This is a genomic window from Streptomyces sp. DSM 116793 (assembly GCF_057320905.1).
This window is the reverse complement of the sequence record NZ_CM170494.1, coordinates 4,433,069-4,449,873: the sequence shown is the minus strand read 5'-3', so window position 1 is coordinate 4,449,873 and position 16,805 is coordinate 4,433,069. Positions and strand designations below refer to the sequence as shown.

General features: G+C 73.6%; 12 protein-coding genes and 1 pseudogene. 7 read left to right on the top strand and 6 right to left on the bottom strand.

The window, feature by feature from the left end; translation table 11 throughout:
• Positions 1–2: 2 nt before the first annotated feature.
• Positions 3–1,007 carry a cytochrome d ubiquinol oxidase subunit II gene (cydB, locus tag ACSMXW_RS17225; RefSeq protein WP_485807504.1) on the top strand — a complete coding sequence of 335 codons (1,005 nt, stop codon included), beginning with the start codon at positions 3–5 and terminating at the stop codon, positions 1,005–1,007.
• 92 nt (positions 1,008–1,099) lie between these two features.
• Positions 1,100–5,008 (top strand): thiol reductant ABC exporter subunit CydC, encoded by a 3,909-nt coding sequence (gene cydC / locus ACSMXW_RS17220; protein ID WP_485807503.1) that lies wholly within the window; start codon positions 1,100–1,102, stop codon positions 5,006–5,008.
• Between the two features lie 220 nt (positions 5,009–5,228).
• Here the strand turns inward: cydC and ACSMXW_RS17215 are convergent, their stop codons facing one another.
• The 3 genes from ACSMXW_RS17215 to ACSMXW_RS17205 form a co-directional block, all read right to left on the bottom strand.
• On the bottom strand, positions 5,229–6,173 hold the full coding sequence (locus ACSMXW_RS17215; protein WP_485807501.1) for an HAD family hydrolase: 945 nt from the start codon (positions 6,171–6,173) through the stop codon (positions 5,229–5,231).
• An 85-nt stretch (positions 6,174–6,258) separates the two neighbouring features.
• On the bottom strand, positions 6,259–7,380 hold the full coding sequence (locus ACSMXW_RS17210; RefSeq protein WP_485807500.1) for a bifunctional 5,10-methylenetetrahydrofolate dehydrogenase/5,10-methenyltetrahydrofolate cyclohydrolase: 1,122 nt from the start codon (positions 7,378–7,380) through the stop codon (positions 6,259–6,261).
• Positions 7,377–8,033, bottom strand: coding sequence for a cyclodeaminase/cyclohydrolase family protein (locus tag ACSMXW_RS17205; protein WP_485807498.1), 657 nt, complete (start codon positions 8,031–8,033; stop codon positions 7,377–7,379). The genes ACSMXW_RS17210 and ACSMXW_RS17205 overlap by 4 nt, the downstream gene beginning before the upstream one ends.
• Positions 8,034–8,803: 770 nt before the next feature.
• Here ACSMXW_RS17205 and ACSMXW_RS17200 point away from each other — a divergent pair.
• The 5 genes from ACSMXW_RS17200 (at position 8,804) to ACSMXW_RS17180 (ending at position 13,406) form a co-directional block, all read left to right on the top strand.
• Positions 8,804–9,892 carry an ABC transporter ATP-binding protein gene (locus ACSMXW_RS17200; RefSeq protein WP_485808100.1) on the top strand — a complete coding sequence of 363 codons (1,089 nt, stop codon included), beginning with the start codon at positions 8,804–8,806 and terminating at the stop codon, positions 9,890–9,892.
• Positions 9,882–10,832: an ABC transporter permease gene (locus ACSMXW_RS17195; protein ID WP_485807497.1), complete on the top strand. Its 951-nt coding sequence runs from the start codon at positions 9,882–9,884 to the stop codon at positions 10,830–10,832. The genes ACSMXW_RS17200 and ACSMXW_RS17195 overlap by 11 nt, the downstream gene beginning before the upstream one ends.
• Before the next feature lie 117 nt (positions 10,833–10,949).
• Positions 10,950–11,861 carry an ABC transporter ATP-binding protein gene (locus tag ACSMXW_RS17190; protein WP_485807495.1) on the top strand — a complete coding sequence of 304 codons (912 nt, stop codon included), beginning with the start codon at positions 10,950–10,952 and terminating at the stop codon, positions 11,859–11,861.
• Positions 11,862–11,884: 23 nt separating this feature from the next.
• Positions 11,885–12,604, top strand: a complete 720-nt coding sequence (locus ACSMXW_RS17185; RefSeq protein ID WP_485807494.1) for an ABC transporter permease — start codon at positions 11,885–11,887, stop codon at positions 12,602–12,604.
• A 559-nt stretch (positions 12,605–13,163) separates the two neighbouring features.
• On the top strand, positions 13,164–13,406 hold the full coding sequence (locus ACSMXW_RS17180; RefSeq protein WP_485807492.1) for an SGM_3592 family protein: 243 nt from the start codon (positions 13,164–13,166) through the stop codon (positions 13,404–13,406).
• Here ACSMXW_RS17180 and ACSMXW_RS17175 read toward each other — a convergent pair.
• From ACSMXW_RS17175 to ACSMXW_RS17165, 3 genes and pseudogenes are all read right to left on the bottom strand, one after another.
• Positions 13,366–14,253, bottom strand: coding sequence for an HAD family hydrolase (locus ACSMXW_RS17175; protein ID WP_485807490.1), 888 nt, complete (start codon positions 14,251–14,253; stop codon positions 13,366–13,368). The genes ACSMXW_RS17180 and ACSMXW_RS17175 overlap by 41 nt on opposite strands.
• Positions 14,254–14,423: 170 nt before the next feature.
• Positions 14,424–15,695, bottom strand: coding sequence for a serine--tRNA ligase (gene serS / locus ACSMXW_RS17170; protein ID WP_485807488.1), 1,272 nt, complete (start codon positions 15,693–15,695; stop codon positions 14,424–14,426).
• Between the two features lie 702 nt (positions 15,696–16,397).
• Positions 16,398–16,718, bottom strand: a pseudogene (locus tag ACSMXW_RS17165) (prephenate dehydratase domain-containing protein); the annotation flags it as partial.
• Positions 16,719–16,805 lie beyond the last annotated feature (87 nt).

Genomic DNA, 16,805 nt, shown 5'->3' with positions numbered 1-16,805 from the left:
ACATGGAACTCCACACCGTCTGGTTCGTCCTCATCGCCGTCCTGTGGACCGGCTATTTCTTCCTTGAGGGCTTCGACTTCGGCGTCGGCATCCTCACCGGGCTGCTGGCCCGCGACCGAGCCGAGAAGCGGGTGCTGATCAACACGATCGGCCCGGTCTGGGACGGCAACGAGGTGTGGCTGCTGTCGGCCGGCGGCGCCACCTTCGCCGCCTTCCCCGACTGGTACGCCACCCTGTTCTCCGGCTTCTACCTGCCGCTGCTGCTCATCCTGGTCGCGCTGATCGTGCGCGGGGTGGCCTTCGAGTACCGGGCGAAGCGGCCCGGCGAGCGGTGGCAGCGGTCGTGGGAGCGGGCGATCTTCTGGGCCTCGCTGGTGCCTGCACTGCTCTGGGGGGTGGCGTTCGCCAACATCGTGCACGGAGTGCGGATCGATGCCCACGGCGACGTCGCCGGTGGGCTCGGCGACCTGCTGCGGCCGTACGCCCTGCTCGGCGGGGTGGTCACCCTGCTGCTCTTCACGTTCCACGGTGCGGTCTTCGTGGCGCTCAAGACGGTGGGGGACATCCGGGTGCGGGCGCGGCGGCTGGCCGGGTTCGCCGGAGTCGTCGCGGCGGTGGCCGCCCTGGGGTTCCTGCTCTGGACCCAGGCCGACACCGGCAACGGCCGGAGCCTGGTGGCGCTGGTCGTGGCGGTGGCCGGGCTGGCGGGGGCGCTGCCGGCCAATGCGCGGGGCCGTGAGGGGTGGGCGTTCGCCTTCTCCGGGACGGCGGTGGCGGCGAGCGTCGCCATGCTCTTCCTGGCGCTGTTCCCCGAGGTGATGCCGTCCACGCTGAACGCCCACTGGAGCCTGACGGTCTCCAACGCCGCCGCCAGCCCCTACACACTCACGATCATGACGTGGTGCGCCGGCATCGCCACACCGCTGGTCCTGCTCTACCAGTCCTGGACGTACTGGGTCTTCCGCAAGCGCATCGGCACGCAGCACATAGCCGGCACGGGGCACTGAGCGATGAGGCGGGGTGAGCCGTGGACGGTCGAGGCGGCTCAGACGGTCGAAGCGGCTGACATGGCCGGGTTGGTCGAGGGGCGGTGTTTCACGTGAAACCAGTCGATCCACGGTTGCTGCGCTATGCCCGGCACACCCGGGTCTTCCTGATCGCCGTGGTCGTCCTTGGACTCGCGGGGGCCGGCCTGGTCGTGGCGCAGGCGACGCTGATCGCCGATGTGGTGGTGGGCGCCTTCCAGCATGGACTCTCCGGTGGGGAACTCCGGCGGCCGCTGGTGCTGCTGGTGGCGGTCGCGGTGGGTCGCGGTGCGGTCGGCTGGCTCACCGAGCATGCGGCGCACCGGGCCAGTGCCGCGGTCAAGTCCGAGCTGCGCGGACGGCTGCTGGACCGGGTGGGTGAACTGGGGCCGGGGTGGCTCGGCGGACAGCACACCGGCTCCCTGGTGACGCTGGCCACCCGGGGCGTGGACGCGCTGGACGCCTATTTCGCCCGCTATCTCCCGCAGGTGGGGCTGGCCGCTATGGTGCCCGTGGTGGTGCTGGCGCGGATCGTCACCGAGGACTGGGTGTCGGCGGTGATCATCGCCGGCACGCTGCCTCTGATACCGGTCTTCATGGTGCTGATCGGCTGGGCGACGCAGGCCCGGATGGACCGTCAGTGGCGCCTGCTGTCACGCCTGTCGGGCCACTTCCTGGATGTGGTCGCGGGCCTGCCGACGCTCAAGGTGTTCGGCAGGGCGAAGGCGCAGGCCGACTCCATCCGCCGGATCACCGGCGCCTACCGCCGGGCCACCCTGCGCACTCTCCGGATCGCGTTCCTGTCGTCCTTCGCGCTGGAACTGCTGGCCACGCTCTCGGTCGCGCTGGTCGCGGTCACCATAGGGATGCGGCTGGTACGCGGAGAGCTCGACCTGCACACCGGGCTGCTGATCCTGGTCCTCGCCCCGGAGGCGTATCTGCCGGTGCGGCAGGTGGGCACGCAGTACCACGCGGCGGCGGAGGGACTCGCCGCGGCGGAGGAGGTGTTCGCGGTCCTGGAGGCGGAGGGGGACGGCGGGCCGGGTGCCGCCGGGTCGGATGCCGCAGGACCCGGTGTGCTCGGGCGCCGCGCCGCTGTGCCGTCGTCCTTGGTGGCGTCGCCGGTCGTGCCGTCGCCGGTCATGCCGTCGGCCCTCATGCCGCCGGCCGTCGTGTCGTCGGCCGTCGTGTCGTCGGCCGTCGTGCCGTCCGCCGAGCGGCCGGGGGCCACCGAGCCGGTCACCGATCTCGGCCGGGGCGGGGCCGGGGTGCCGCGGGGGCTGTGGGGGATCCGGTTCGAGGGGGTGTCGGTGCGGTATCCCGGGCGTTCCGTGGACGCGGTCTCCGATGTCTCGTTCGTGGTGCGGCCCGGGGAGACGGTGGCGCTGGTGGGGCCCAGCGGGGCGGGCAAGTCGACGCTGGTGGGTGTGGCGCTGGGACTGGTGCGGCCCACGACGGGCCGGGTGTGCGCCGGGGGCGCCGACCTGGCGGGACTACCGCGGGAGGAGTGGCACCGCCGCGTGGCGTGGGTGCCGCAGCGGCCGCATCTGTATGCCGGGTCCATCGCCGAGAACGTCCGCCTGGCGAGCCCCGGGGCCGGCACGGCGCAGGTCAGGAAGGCGCTGGACGATGCCGGTGCGCTGGAGTTCGTGGACGCGCTGCCCGACGGGGTGCGCACGGTGCTCGGCGAGGACGGCGCAGGTCTCTCCGCGGGCCAGCGCCAGCGGATCGCGCTGGCCAGGGCGTTCCTCGCGGACCGCCCCGTTCTGGTGCTCGACGAGCCGACGGCGGGTCTCGACGGCGCGACCGAGGCCGCCGTGGTGGCGGCCGTCCGCCGTCTGGCCCACGGCCGCACGGTCCTGCTGGTGGCCCACCGGCCGGCCCTGCTCACGGTCGCGGACCGGGTGGTGCGGGTGCCGGGCCCCGACTTCGGCCTGGCCCCGGGCCCGGCGGTGGCTCGTGGTGCGGCGGACGCGGGCAGTGCCGGTGCCGGTGCCGCGGAGGGTTCCCATGGGGGTGCCGATCCTCGGCTGGGTGCCGGTGCTGCCGAGGTTGTGCCCGCGCATGCGGACCGCCGTCCGGTTGCCGGTGCCGCCGGTACGGGGGTCGGGGTGGGGGCCGGCGTGGACGGTGCCGTCCTCGCACCCCCGGAAGCTGGTGGTGCGGACGGCGCACACGGCGAGTCCGTGCTACGGCGGGTGCGACGCATGGCGGGGGCGCGACGCATGGCGCTGGGCCTGGCGCTGCTGCTCGGAGCGCTGGCGCTGAGCAGCGCGGTGGGCCTGATGGGCACCTCCGGGTGGCTGATCTCACGGGCGTCCCAGCGGCCCCCGGTGCTGTACCTGATGGTCGCCGTGACGGCCACCCGGGCCTTCGGGATCGGTCGGGCCGCGTTCCGGTACGCCGAGCGGCTGGTGTCGCACGACGCGGTGCTGCGGATCCTGGCCGACGCACGGGTCGCCGTCTACCGCCGCCTTGAGCGGCTCGCGCCCGCCGGGCTGCGCGCCGCACGCCGCGGGGACCTGCTCTCGCGGCTGGTCGCCGACGTGGACGCGCTCCAGGACTACTGGCTGCGCTGGCTGCTGCCCGCCGCTGCGGCCGTGCTGGTCTCGGCCGGCACCGTGGCCTTCACCGTCTGGCTGCTGCCTGCCGCCGGTGCCGTGCTCGCCGCCGGACTGCTCTCAGCCGGACTCGGCGTACCGCTGCTCGCCGCCGCGGTGGCCCGGCGCGCCGAACGCAGGCTGGCGCCCGCCCGCGGCGTGCTCGCCACCCGGGTCACCGACCTGCTCACCGGCACCGCCGAGCTGACCGTCGCCGGTGCGCTGCCGGCGCGTACCGCCCTCGCGAAGCGCGCCGACGCCGCGCTGACCGGGATCGCCGCGCGCGCCGCGGCGGCCACGGCGCTCGGCAGCGGCCTCACCGCGCTGCTGTCGGGGCTGACGCTGGCGGGCACCGCGCTCTGCGGTGTGACGGCCGTCCGGGAGGGGCGGCTGACCGGGGTGGCGCTCGCCGTCGTCGTCCTCATCCCGACCGCCGCCTTCGAGGCGCTGCTCGGCCTGCCGCTCGCCGCCCAGTACCGGCAGCGGGTGCGCAGGAGCGCGGAGCGCCTGTACGAGGTGCTGGACGCGCCCGTGCCCGTACGCGAACCGGCGGTCCCCGCCGCCGCGCCCACGTCTCCGTTCCCGCTGGAGCTGCGGGGGCTGACCGCGCGTTACGCGGAACGGGCCGGGGCCGCCGGGCGGCACGGGACCGGGCCGACGGGCACGGGCGGCGCGCCCGAGCGGGACGCGCTGCACGACGTCGACCTGACGCTGGAGCGGGGCCGCAGGATCGCCGTGGTCGGGCCGTCCGGCGCGGGCAAGTCGACGCTGGCGCAGGTGCTGCTGCGGTTCCTTGACGCGTCCGCGGGGACGTACACGCTGGGCGGCACGGACGCGTACGCCCTCCACGGGGACACGGTGCGGCGCCTGGTGGGCCTGTGCGCCCAGGACGCGCACGTCTTCGACAGCTCCGTGCGGGAGAACCTGCTGCTGGCGCGGAAGGGCGCGAGAGATGCCGAGCTCCGCGGCGTGCTGGCCCGGGTCAGGCTGCTGGGCTGGGTGACGTCGCTGCCGGACGGCCTGGACACGCTGGTCGGCGAGCACGGCGCGCGGCTCTCCGGTGGACAGCGGCAGCGGCTGGCGCTGGCCCGTGCGCTCCTCGCCGACTTCCCCGTCCTGGTCCTGGACGAGCCGGCCGAGCACCTGGACCTGCCGACCGCAGACGCCCTCACCGCCGATCTGCTGGCCGCGACCGAGGGCCGCACCACCCTGCTGATCACCCACCGGCTCGCCGGCCTGGCGGACGTCGACGAGGTGATCGTGATCGACGGCGGCCGGGTGGTACAGCGCGGCCGGTACGCCGAGCTGGTCGCGGAAGAGGGACCGTTGCGGCGGATGCGGGAGCGGGAACGGCTGAGCGAAGGGGACGCGGTGCCGGCCTGAGGGGTGAGGGGGAGGCGGAGGCGGAGGCGGCGGCAGAGGCAGAGGCAGAGGCAGAGTCCCGCTGGGACCGGCCGCGCGGATCAGTGCCCCGGCGGCCGGCTGTGCGCATCGGCGTCGCCCGGCAGTCGCCCGAATGTACCGGTGCGACCCGGGCCGCCGGTCGTGTGCGGCTTGTGCCGCCTGGTCGCCGGTCGTGTGCGGCGCTGCCGCCCACCTGCTCTCAGCGGTTGAGCAGGAGCTGTTCGATGACCGCGGCGACACCGTCGTCGTTGTTGCCGGCCGTGCGGCCGGAGGCGGCGGCGAGGACCGCGGGGTGGGCGTTGTCCATGGCGTACGAGGTGCCCGCCCAGGTGAGCATCTCGACGTCGTTCGGCATGTCGCCGAAAGCGACCACCTCGGCCGGTGAGATGCCGCGCTCCGCGCAGCACAGCGCCAGGGTGCTGGCCTTGGAGACACCGGCGCCGCTGATCTCCAGCAGCGCGCTGGGGCTGGACCGGGTGATCGTGGCCCGGGCCCCCACCGCGGTGCGGGCGAGCGTCATGAACGCGTCGGGGGCCAGCTCGGGGTGGTACGCGAGGACCTTCAGAACGGGCTGGCCGGCCACGTCGGAGTGCGCGGAGAGCAGCTTCTCCGCGGGGGCGACGCTCTCCCCCGGCTCCAGGTGCAGCGGCGGGTACGTGGGCTCGTGGTGCAGCCCGCCGGTCAGTTCCACCGCGAAGGAGGTGCCGGGCGCGACGGACCGCAGGATCTCCACCACCTCCCGCGCCCTGGACCGCTCCAGCGGCCGTATCTTCACGAAGCGGTGCCCGCCGAACCACTGGCCCTCGGCGTCCGCGGCGCCCATGGCACGCCCGGCACGCCCCGCCCCGGCCGTGCTGCCGTGCAGGTCCACCACCGCCGCGCCGTTCCCGCAGATCGCGAGGCCGTGCCCGTGGACGTGGTCGCTGACGACGCCCATCCAGCGGGCCGGGCGTCCGGTCACGAAGAAGACCTCGATGCCGGCCTCCTCGGCGGCGGCGAGGGCGGCCACCGTGCGCCGTGAGACGGACTTGTCGTCGCGGAGCAGCGTGCCGTCCAGGTCCGTCGCGATCAGCCGGGGCCGGAGGGGAGGGGCGGGCTGCCGGGGCGGTGCGGTAGCTGAGGTCACGGTGGCATTGTCCCGCATATGCCAAACAGGCGTGCGCATATGCCGACACGGGCGTGCGCCCGGCCGCACATATGAGTACCGAGCACCGCGCCGTCCCGTCCCCTTACAACGTCAGCGCCGCGCGCACCGTGTGCTGGAGGAGAAGGGCCGTGGTGACCGGGCCGACGCCGCCCGGGACCGGGGTGATCGCGCCGGAGCGCGCCCCCGCGGCGGGGTCGACGTCGCCGACCAGGGTGCCGTCCTCGGTGACGTTGGTGCCCACGTCGATGATCACCGTGCCCGGCGTGACGTGCTCCGCGGTGATCAGCCGGGGCCGTCCCACGGCGGCGACCAGCACGTCCGCGGTGCGGGTGAGCGCCGCGAGGTCCGTGGTGCGCGAGTGGCAGACGGTGACCGTGGCGTCGCGGTCGAGCAGCAGGTGTGCGGCGGGTTTGCCGACGACGGTGGAGCGGCCGACGACGACCGCGTGCCGGCCGGTGAGCGGGATCCTGTGGTGGTCGAGCAGCGCGATCACCGCCTCCGCGGTGGCGGGCGCGAAGGCGGGCAGACCGGCGGCCAGGCGCCCGAGGGAGAGCGGGTTGGCGCCGTCCACGTCCTTGACGGGGTCGATCGCGGACGCCAGATCCTCCAGGCGAGCGCCGGCGGGCAGCGGGGTCTGCAGGATGACGCCGTGCACGCCCGGGTCGGCGCTCAGCTCCCGCAGCCGCGCCCGGACGGCGGACACGGACGCGTCGGGCCCGAGATCCACGATGGTGCAGTGCAGGCCCGCCTTCTCGGCGCTGCGGGCGATGGAGCGCACGTACCACGCGCTGGACTCGTCCGCGGTCGCCGTGACCACGGCGAGGTGCGGCGCGGTGCCGCGGGCGGCCAGCTCGGCGGCACGCTCCGCGACGTCGGCGCGCAGCGCCGCGGCCAGCTCCCTGCCCTGAAGCTCCCGGACCCGGGGCGGAGCGGACGCCTCGGCGGCGGTCTGCCCGCGGTGGGGCGGGGCGTCCGGGGAGGCGGCGGGCGTGTGAGGGGTGGGGCCTTCCGCGGCCGGGGCGGTCGTGCGGGTGCTGGCGCCCGGGGCCGGGGCGGGCGTCCGCCCGTCGCCGGCGTCCGGGGAACGGGGCGTCATGCCGTCCTCGGGAGGGCCGGGGACGGCAGGGGAGCTGGGAGTGCCGGGGGAGCCGGGACCGTCAGGGGAGCCGGGACCGTCGGGGTCGCGCAGGGAGGGGGCCGTCATGCGGTGATCTCCTTGCGCACAGCAGCGGTGACCTGCTCGGCGCGGGCCATGATGCCGTCCACCCGGTGTACGGCCTCGGTCAGCTCGGCGCGCACCAGGGGATCCTTGATGCCGGTGAGGTTGATCTCGACGTTGACCCGGGCGGTGGTGGCGGCCGCGCGGGCGGCCTCGGCGGCGGCGGCCACGTCGGTGAGGACGTTGCGGTTGGCGGCCGGCAGCAGTTCCTCGGCCAGTTCGACGGTGCGCAGGGCGGTGCAGATGACATCGGCGGGCGGGGTCGCGGCGGCCGCCAGCGCACGCGCGATCGCCGCCGACCTCGCGGCCTTCTCCTCGTCGGTGGCGCGCGGCAGCCGGTAGGCGTCGGTGACGGCGGTGAAGGCACGGGCGTCGTCCTCCGCCAGGCGCATCGCGGTCGCGCACAGGTCGTCGGTGGCGGCGGTGACCCGGGCGACGAGCGCGGCCTGTGCCGCGTACTTCTCGCCGGTGCTGTAGCGGGCGACCATGCCCAGCAGGGCGGCGGCCTGTGCGGCGTGCAGCGCGGCGGCCGCGCCGCCGCCGGGGGCGGGCACCCGGGCGGCGAGGCGGGCGAGGAAACCGCCGATGGACTCGTCCCGCAGGGGGCGTTCGGCAGGCGGGGAGTGATCGTTGCGCATGGGCGCTCGCCCTCCAGGACGTCGGTGCGGATCCGCGGCCATCCTTTCACGCGGGAGCACCGCCGCCCCGTGCGGACGCACCGGCACCGGGGCCCGTCACGGCCTGCGGCGACGCGCCGGGGGCGCTCTCCCTCGCGGGTTCTGTGCGCCTCCGGCCCCGGGGTGGTGCCACCGTGCCGGGGCGCTCACCCGTGTGTGCCCGCCTCGGCGTCACCTCCAGGTGGACGGAAATTCACTGGAGAAAATGCCCGGCTGAGGTTTGATCCACAACGAAGTACAGTTATCCACAGGTGAATTGGCGATTCCTGTGGACAACCGGCGGGCGACTCGGGGCCTTTGGGCGGCCCATGCCGCTTTGCTGCCGCACCGGCGCCGGTGGCACGCCGTGCGGGGGTCCGAGGCTGCCGGGGTCCGAGGCTGCCGGATCCGAGGCCGCCGGGTCCGAGGCCGCCGGGTCCGAGGCCGCCGGGTCCGGGACCGCCGGGTCCGGGACCGCCGGGTGCAGGGCTGCCGGGTCCGGGACCGCCGGGTGCAGGGCTGCCGGGTCCGGGACCGCCGAGCCCCATGGCTGCCCGCTTCGGGCGTGACCGCAGCCGGTCCCGCCGGCCCGGCCGGCGTCAGCCACCGTCGGGGCGCCGCCCCGTGCCCCGCCGGACCCCCTCCCCCCGGAGTCTTACCCCTACGGGCCCGTACGCCTGGAGGCTGAGACGGGTCCGGCACTCTGGTCTGACGCCGGGAGCGGGCGCCACCCCTACCGTCGACGTGTGACTGTGATCGCGACCGAAAGCCTGAGCAAGCGGTTCCCGAGGGTGACCGCTCTTGACCGGCTCTCCGTGGATATCGGGCCCGGTGTGACCGGACTCGTGGGGGCCAACGGAGCCGGCAAGTCCACACTGATCAAGATCCTGCTGGGTCTGTCGCCCGCCACCGAGGGGCATGCCACCGTGCTGGGCCTGGACGTGGCGACGAAGGGCGCCGAGATCCGTGAGCGTGTCGGGTACATGCCCGAACACGACTGCCTGCCGCCCGACGTCTCGGCCACCGAGTTCGTCGTGCACATGGCCCGGATGTCGGGGCTGCCGCCCACCGCGGCCCGCGAGCGCACCGCGGACACCCTGCGCCACGTCGGCCTCTACGAGGAGCGCTACCGGCCCATCGGGGGCTACTCGACCGGCATGAAGCAGCGGGTCAAGCTGGCGCAGGCGCTCGTCCACGACCCGCAGGTCGTCTTCCTCGACGAGCCCACCAACGGCCTCGACCCGGTGGGCCGGGACGACATGCTGGGCCTGATCCGCCGGGTGCACACCGACTTCGGCATCTCGGTCCTGGTCACCTCGCACCTGCTGGGCGAGCTGGAACGCACCTGCGACCACGTCGTCGTCATCGACGGCGGAAAGCTGCTGCGCTCCAGCGCCACCACGGACTTCACACAGATCACCACCACGCTCGCCGTCGAGGTCACCGACACCGACGAGCACCCGGACGGCACGGCGGCCCTGCGGGAGGCGCTCGCCGCCCGGGGCCTGACCACCGAGTCCGGCAGCGGCCTGCCCGGCGCCGGCCACCTCGTGCTGCTCACCGCCGACGGCGAGGAGACCTACGACGCCGTCCGCGACACCGTCGCCGACCTGGGCCTCGGCCTGGTCCGCATGGAGCAGCGCAGGCACCGGATAGCCGAGGTCTTCCGTGCCGAGGAGAGCGGCGGCACCAGCCCGGGCGACGGCCCGGGGGCCGGCGGTTCCGGTTCCGGCGGCCCCGGCCAGGGCCCGCGCCCCGGCGACGACACCGCCCCGGGCGCGCCCGCCGGCGGCGCCCACCCCGACGAGCAGCACAAGGAGGCGGTCCGCAATGGCGGCTGAGCACAGCGGGCCGGCCGGCCGCGCGGCCGGGAACCCGGCCCCCGGGGCCGGAGCGGCCACCCTGGCCGAGCAGTCCCGGATCCACAACATCGGCTACCGCACCTACGACGGCCCGCGGCTGGGCCGCGCCTACGCCACCCGCTCGCTGTACTCGCAGTCCCTGCGGGGCGCCTACGGACTCGGCCGCTCGGCCAAGTCCAAGGTGCTGCCGATGGTGCTGTTCGTGGCGATGGTCGCGCCCGCGCTGATCCTGGTGGCCGTCACCGTCGTCACCAAGGCGAAGGACCTGCCGCTGGACTACACGCGCTACGCGATCGTCCTCCAGGCGGTCATCGGCCTCTACCTGGCCGCGCAGGCCCCGGTGGCCGTCTCCCGCGACCTGCGGTTCAAGACGGTTCCGCTGTACTTCTCCCGTCCTCTTGAGCACGGCGACTACGTGCGCGCGAAGTACGCCGCCATGGCGTCGGCCCTGCTCATCCTCACCGCGGCGCCCCTGCTGGTGCTCTATGCGGGCGCGCTGCTCGCGAAGCTCGACTTCGCGGACCAGACGAAGGGTTTCCTCCAGGGGTTGGTCTCCGTGGTGCTGCTCTCCCTCCTCTTCGCCGGGATCGGCCTCGTCATCTCGGCGATCACACCGCGCCGCGGCTTCGGCATCGCGGCCGTCATCGCCGTCCTGACGATCTCCTACGGCGCCGTCTCCACCGTGCAGGCCATCGCGTTCAACCAGGGCAGCTCGTCGGCCATCGGCTGGCTCGGCCTCTTCTCGCCGATCACGCTGATCGACGGCGTGCAGAGCGCCTTCCTCGGCGCCCACTCCTCGGCCCCCGGCGGGCCCGACATCTCCGCCGGCCTCGGCGTGGTCTACCTGGTGGTCGTGCTGGGCGTCATCGCCGGCTGCTACCGCCTGCTGGTGCGGCGCTACCGGAAGGCGGGCCTGTGACGACCGCACGCCCCCTCGCCACCCCACCCGCCGCGCGGCCGGGCCCGTGCGCCACCGGTCCGTCGCCCACCACCGGTCCGTCGCCCGCCACCATCCCCCAAGGACGGGGCTGAACCCATGAGCACACTGCACATCGACCACACGTCCCGCTGGTTCGGCAACGTCGTCGCCGTCAACGACGTCACCATGGACATCGGCCCCGGCGTCACCGGCCTGCTCGGCCCGAACGGCGCGGGCAAGTCCACCCTCATCAACATGATGGGCGGCTTCCTGGCCCCCTCCACCGGCACGGTCACCCTCGACGGCCGGACGATCTGGCGCAACGAGGAGATCTACCGGAGCATCGGCATCGTGCCGGAGCGTGAGGCGATGTACGACTTCCTCACCGGCAAGGAGTTCGTCGAGGCCAACGCCGAACTGCACGGACTCGGCCCCGCGGAGGCGCGCCGCGCGCTCGCCACCGTGGAGATGGAGTACGCCCAGGACCGGAAGATCTCCACCTACAGCAAGGGCATGCGGCAGCGCGTGAAGATGGCGTCCGCGCTGGTGCACGAGCCGTCCGTGCTGCTGCTCGACGAGCCGTTCAACGGCATGGACCCGCGCCAGCGGATGCAGCTCATGGAGCTGCTGCGGCGGATGGGCGACGAGGGCCGCACGGTGCTGTTCTCCTCGCACATCCTGGAGGAGGTCGAGCAGCTCGCGTCCCACATCGAGGTGATCGTCGCGGGCCGGCACGCCGCGTCGGGCGACTTCCGCAGGATCCGCCGTCTGATGACCGACCGCCCGCACCGCTACCTGGTCCGCTCCAGCGACGACCGGGTGCTGGCCGCGGCGCTGATCGCGGACCCGTCGACGGCCGGTATCGAGGTGGACGTCCAGGAGGGCGCGCTGCACATCCAGGCGGTCGACTTCGGGCGGTTCACGGCGCTGCTGCCGAAGGTCGCGCGGGAACACGGCGTCCGGCTGCTCACCGTCTCGCCGTCCGACGAGTCCCTCGAGTCCGTCTTCTCGTATCTAGTTGCGGCCTAGTCGCGGTCGTAGGAGGCCGAACGATGTACAACCCCACAGTCGCCCGGCTCACCTACCGGGCCCTGCTCGGCCGCCGCCGGGCTCTGATCCTCTTCGCGCTGCCGGCCCTGCTGCTGGTGATCGCCACGGCGGTGCGCGTCCTCACCGGCGCCGACGACCAGGTCGCCTCCGATGTGCTGGGCGGCTTCGCGCTGGCCACCATGGTGCCGATCATCGGCGTGATCGCGGGCACCGGTGCGATCGGGCCGGAGATCGACGACGGCTCGGTGGTCTACCTGCTCGCGAAGCCGGTGAAGCGGCCCACGATCATCGTCACCAAGCTGATCGTGGCGATCGCCGTGACCATGGCGTTCTCGGCCATCCCCACGCTGCTCGCGGGCCTCATCCTGAACGGCAACGGCCAGCAGGTCGCGGTCGCCTACACCATCGCCGCGCTGGTCTCGTCGATCGCGTACGCCGCGGTGTTCCTGCTGCTAGGCACGGTCACCCGGCACGCGGTGGTCTTCGGCCTCGTCTACGCGCTGGTGTGGGAGGCGCTCTTCGGCTCGTTCGTGTCGGGGGCGCGCACGCTGAGTGTGCAGCAGTGGTCGCTGGCCGTGGCCCACAAGGTGGCCGGCAACGACCTGGTCACCTCGGATGTCGGGTTGACGACGGCGACGGTGCTGTTGGTTGGCGTGACGGTTGTGGCTACGTGGTATGCGGGGCAGAAGTTGCGGGCGCTGAAGCTGGCGGGTGAGGAGTAGGGCCCCCTCACCCGGGGTCCGCCCCCGGCCCGGGGTCACCCGTGCTTCCGGCCCGGCACCCCGCCCCACCTGCCCCTTCGGGGCGGTGTCCCCTCCGGGCCGCCCCTTCGGGGCGGTGCACCATCCGATCTGCCCCTTCGGGGCGGTGGTTCTCTGCCGGTTTCGATGTGGCTGGTCGCGCAGTTCCCCGCGCCCCTTTTGGGCGGGGCTGTGCCCGCCCTTTTTGCCTCTGGGCTTGGGTGGGCGCGTAGTTCCAGGTGGTCCTGGTGGGTGGCGGGGCGCAGCCCCGGGTTGAAGGGGCGCGGGGAACTGCGCGCGCAACCGGTCACCGGCCGAGAGGAGAGAGGCGGGCCGCGCCGAGACGGCGCTGGAGGGGGCGCGGGGAGGCGCTAGCGCACCCCGCGAAAGCCATCCCACCGCTTCGCCGACGGCGTACACATCTTGACGCCGCCTTCACCCTCCCACCCGGACACTGGGTGGGAGGGTGCGCGTTTCAGGGCCCACCGGGCGCGGAAACCGCAGGCAGGGCGCCGTGCGCGCCGTCGAGTGAGGAGCAGTGATGGGCAGCGAGCCCAGGCCGGACGGGGAGCAGCCCCCCGGCGAAGAAACGTGGGACGAGGTCAGTCTCGATGAGGACTTCATACGCCTCGCCCCGCGGCGTGAGCCGTCCGCACGGGCGCGAATGCTCGCCGCGCGCTGGCGCAACGGCGCCCCCGAGCCCCAGCCGTGGCGCTCCGACGAGCCCCCGGCGGGCTGGTTCTTCAGCCGGGCGCGGCGTCGCTGGTGGCGCAAGAGGCACTGAGCAGGTCCTCAAGGACGAGGGCGATGCCGTCGTCGTCGTTGGAGGCGGTGACCTGGTCCGCGACGGCCCGCAGGTCCGGGTGGGCGTCCGCCATCGCCACCCCGTGCGCGGCCCAGGAGAACATGGGAATGTCGTTCGGCATGTCGCCGAACGCCAGGGTGTCCGCGCGCCGGGCGCCCAGCCGGCGGGCGGCCAGAGCGAGACCGGTGGCCTTGGTGAGGCCGAGCGGCAGCAGCTCGACCATGGCCTCGCCCGCCATCGTCACCTCCACCAGGTCCCCCGCGGCGCCGCGGGCCAGCCGCACCAGCTCGTCGTCGCCGATGCCGGGGTGCTGGAGGTATACCTTGTTCAGTGGCGCGGACCACAGCTCGGCCCGGTCGGTGAACGGGGTCACGGGCAGCGGCCCCTCGTGCACCCGGTAGCCGGGGCCGACGAGGACGTCCGCCTCAAGGCCGTCCCGGCTCGCGGCCAGCGCCAGCGGCCCGGTCACGGCCTCGATCCGCTCCACGGCGAGGGCGGCCAGCTTCCGGTCCAGCGTCACCGAGGTGATCAGCCGGTGCGCCCCCGCGTCGTACAGCTGCGCGCCCTGACCGCACACCGCGAGGCCCCGGTACCCGAGGTCGTCCAGGATGTACCGGGTCCAGGCCACGGCACGACCCGTGACGACGAGGTGCGCGGCCCCCGCAGAGACCGCCGCGGCCAGCGCCGCCCGAGTCCGCTCCGAGACACTGCCGTCGGACCGCAGCAACGTCCCGTCGAGATCGGTCGCGACCAGCCGGTACGGGAAACCCCCGCCCGCGCTGCGGCCCCGGGCCGTACGGGGTGCCTGCTCGGTGGTCTGGTCCAAGCCCGCACGGCGAGCCTGTTCGGTGGTCCGGTCCAAGCCCGCACTGCGCGCCACTCCGGCGTCCGGACCTGAGCCCACCCCATGAGCCCGTCCGGCGTCCGGGGACGAGCCCGGGGGGCGATCCGGGGTGCGCGGGGCGGACGGGTCCCCCGCGCCGACGGAACCGGTGCTCACTTGGGCTCCAGAACCTCCCGACCCCCGAGGTACGCCCGCAGTACCTCGGGGACCCGCACGGAACCATCCGCCTGCTGGTGGTTCTCCAGCAGCGCGACGATCGTGCGCGGCACCGCACACAACGTGCCGTTGAGCGTGGCCAGCGGACGGACCCGCTTGCCCTCGCGCATCCGGATGGTGAGCCGGCGCGCCTGGAACTCCGTGCAGTTCGACGCGGAGGTCAGCTCGCGGTACTTCCCCTGCGTCGGGATCCACGCCTCGCAGTCGAACTTCCGCGAGGCCGACGCGCCCAGGTCGCCGGTGGCCACGTCGATCACCCGGAAGGGCAGCCCGAGTGCGGTCAGCCACTGCTTCTCCCAGGCGAGCAGGCGCGCGTGCTCCGCCTCCGCGTCCTCGGGCGCGACGTACGAGAACATCTCGACCTTGTCGAACTGGTGCACCCGGAAGATCCCGCGGGTGTCCTTGCCGTAGCTGCCGGCCTCGCGGCGGTAGCAGGGCGAGAAGCCCGCGTACCGCCGCGGTAGGCGCTCGGCCTCCAGGATCTCGTCCATGTGGTACGCGGCGAGCGGGACCTCGGAGGTGCCGACGAGGTAGTAGTCGTCCTCCTGGAGGTGGTAGACGTTCTCCGCGGCCTGGCCGAGGAAGCCGGTGCCCTCCATGGCGCGCGGCCGGACCAGCGCGGGCGTCAGCATGGGGATGAACCCGGCCTCGGTGGCCTGCGCGATCGCGGCGTTGACGAGCGCCAGCTCCAGGAGGGCGCCGACGCCGGTGAGGTAGTAGAAGCGCGACCCGGAGACCTTGGCGGCGCGCTCGACGTCGATGGCGCCGAGGGCCTCGCCCAGCTCCAGGTGGTCCTTGGGCTCGAAGCCCTCGGCCGCGAAGTCGCGGAGGGTGCCGTGCGTCTCCAGCACCGTGAAGTCGTCCTCGCCGCCCACCGGGACGTCCTCGTGGACGATGTTGCCCAGCTTCAGGAGGAGGTTCCTGGTCTCCTCGTCCGCCGCGTCCCGCTCGGCGTCGGCGGCCTTGACCGCGGCGGCCAGCTCGCCCGCCTTCGCCAGCAGCTCCTGCTTCTCGTCCCCGGACGCCTTGGGGATCAGCTTGCCGAGCGACTTCTGCTCGGAGCGCAGCTCGTCGAAGCGGACGCCGGACGACCTGCGCCGCTCGTCGGCGGAGAGCAGGGCGTCGACGAGCGCGACGTCCTCGCCACGGGCGCGCTGCGAGGCGCGGATGCGGTCGGGGTCCTCACGGAGCAGGCGAAGGTCAATCACGCGGTCAAGGCTACCGGTGCCCGCTCCCGGGCCACGAGCCGATATTCCGGGTCGTTCCGGAATCGGCGCTCTCCCGTGCCGGGCGCGCCCCGAGGTGATCGAATTGCCCGAAAGGGAAATGCCGAATGCGGGCCGCCGCGGGGCGGGGAGAGAAGCGGAATTGTGCGTTCCGGGGTCGTCAACCGGCTGCCCCGCATTCCCTGGGACGAGGGAGCGTGCGGGCGGCCGCTTGACCCGATTCCGGTGCTGAGAAGGGGACTTGGAGGCCGTGGGGGACGTGGGTTGTCCACAGGTGTCCACACGCTCGGGAGAGTTATCCACAGCCTGTGTGGAAGATCTGTGGACATCGCAAGGTTACCTCGGAGGCACGGAAAGTGATCATTCCGAAATCGGTCGACAACGGGACGATTCCCTCAGCAAACCCCATGCGGCCCCACCTTCGAGTGGAATTGGTTCGCTCCAAAGAGTTGATCAAGGGAAAATAGTGGACGAGTGATGACGGGGGCGGCCGTGGGGTGGCATGGGGGCATGTGGTACTTGTGGGGCGATTTGTCGACTGTGTCGCGCTTCCTTGTCGACTTGTCCCCAGGTCTCCGTGCCGCCTGTGGATAACCCCTGTGGATAACGTCCCCAGGGGATGGGCTGAGCGGCCGCGGTAAGCGCGGGAGCAGCCGTGACCGGCTCCGAAGCCACCGCGCCCGGGCCCGTGACCGTCTTCACGTCGGCCAGCGTGGTGCCGGGCCGCGCCAGCAGCGCGAACGCGATCGGCAGCACCACCTAGCGGTAGATCATCAACGGCTCGCCCCTGGCCAGCTCGTCGACGGTGGCGGTGACCCCGCCCTCGACCGAGTTCTCGATCGGCACCAGCGCGCCCGAGGCCTCGCCGCTGCGTACCGCGTCCAGTGTGGCCGGCACGGACACCATGGGCACCAGCTCCCGGGTGGCGGATTCCGGGAGCGTGCGCAGGGCGGCCTCGGTGAAGGTTCCCTCGGGGCCGGGATACGTGAAACGCGTCGCCGACATGGCGTCACCCTAGCCTGCGCCACGAGTGACGCCGGACACACCCGGGTGCCCCGTTCTGTACGCCCGGGGGAAGTTCAGCGCCTACCC

Coding starts and splice junctions, on each gene's coding strand:
- ACSMXW_RS17185 (WP_485807494.1), top strand. CDS start 11,885: ATGTACAACCCCACAGTCGCCCGGCTCACCTACCGGGCCCTGCTCGGC.
- ACSMXW_RS17205 (WP_485807498.1), bottom strand. CDS start 8,033: ATGCGCAACGATCACTCCCCGCCTGCCGAACGCCCCCTGCGGGACGAG.
- ACSMXW_RS17210 (WP_485807500.1), bottom strand. CDS start 7,380: ATGACGGCCCCCTCCCTGCGCGACCCCGACGGTCCCGGCTCCCCTGAC.
- ACSMXW_RS17215 (WP_485807501.1), bottom strand. CDS start 6,173: ATGCGGGACAATGCCACCGTGACCTCAGCTACCGCACCGCCCCGGCAG.
- ACSMXW_RS17180 (WP_485807492.1), top strand. CDS start 13,164: ATGGGCAGCGAGCCCAGGCCGGACGGGGAGCAGCCCCCCGGCGAAGAA.
- ACSMXW_RS17190 (WP_485807495.1), top strand. CDS start 10,950: ATGAGCACACTGCACATCGACCACACGTCCCGCTGGTTCGGCAACGTC.
- cydB (WP_485807504.1), top strand. CDS start 3: ATGGAACTCCACACCGTCTGGTTCGTCCTCATCGCCGTCCTGTGGACC.
- ACSMXW_RS17195 (WP_485807497.1), top strand. CDS start 9,882: ATGGCGGCTGAGCACAGCGGGCCGGCCGGCCGCGCGGCCGGGAACCCG.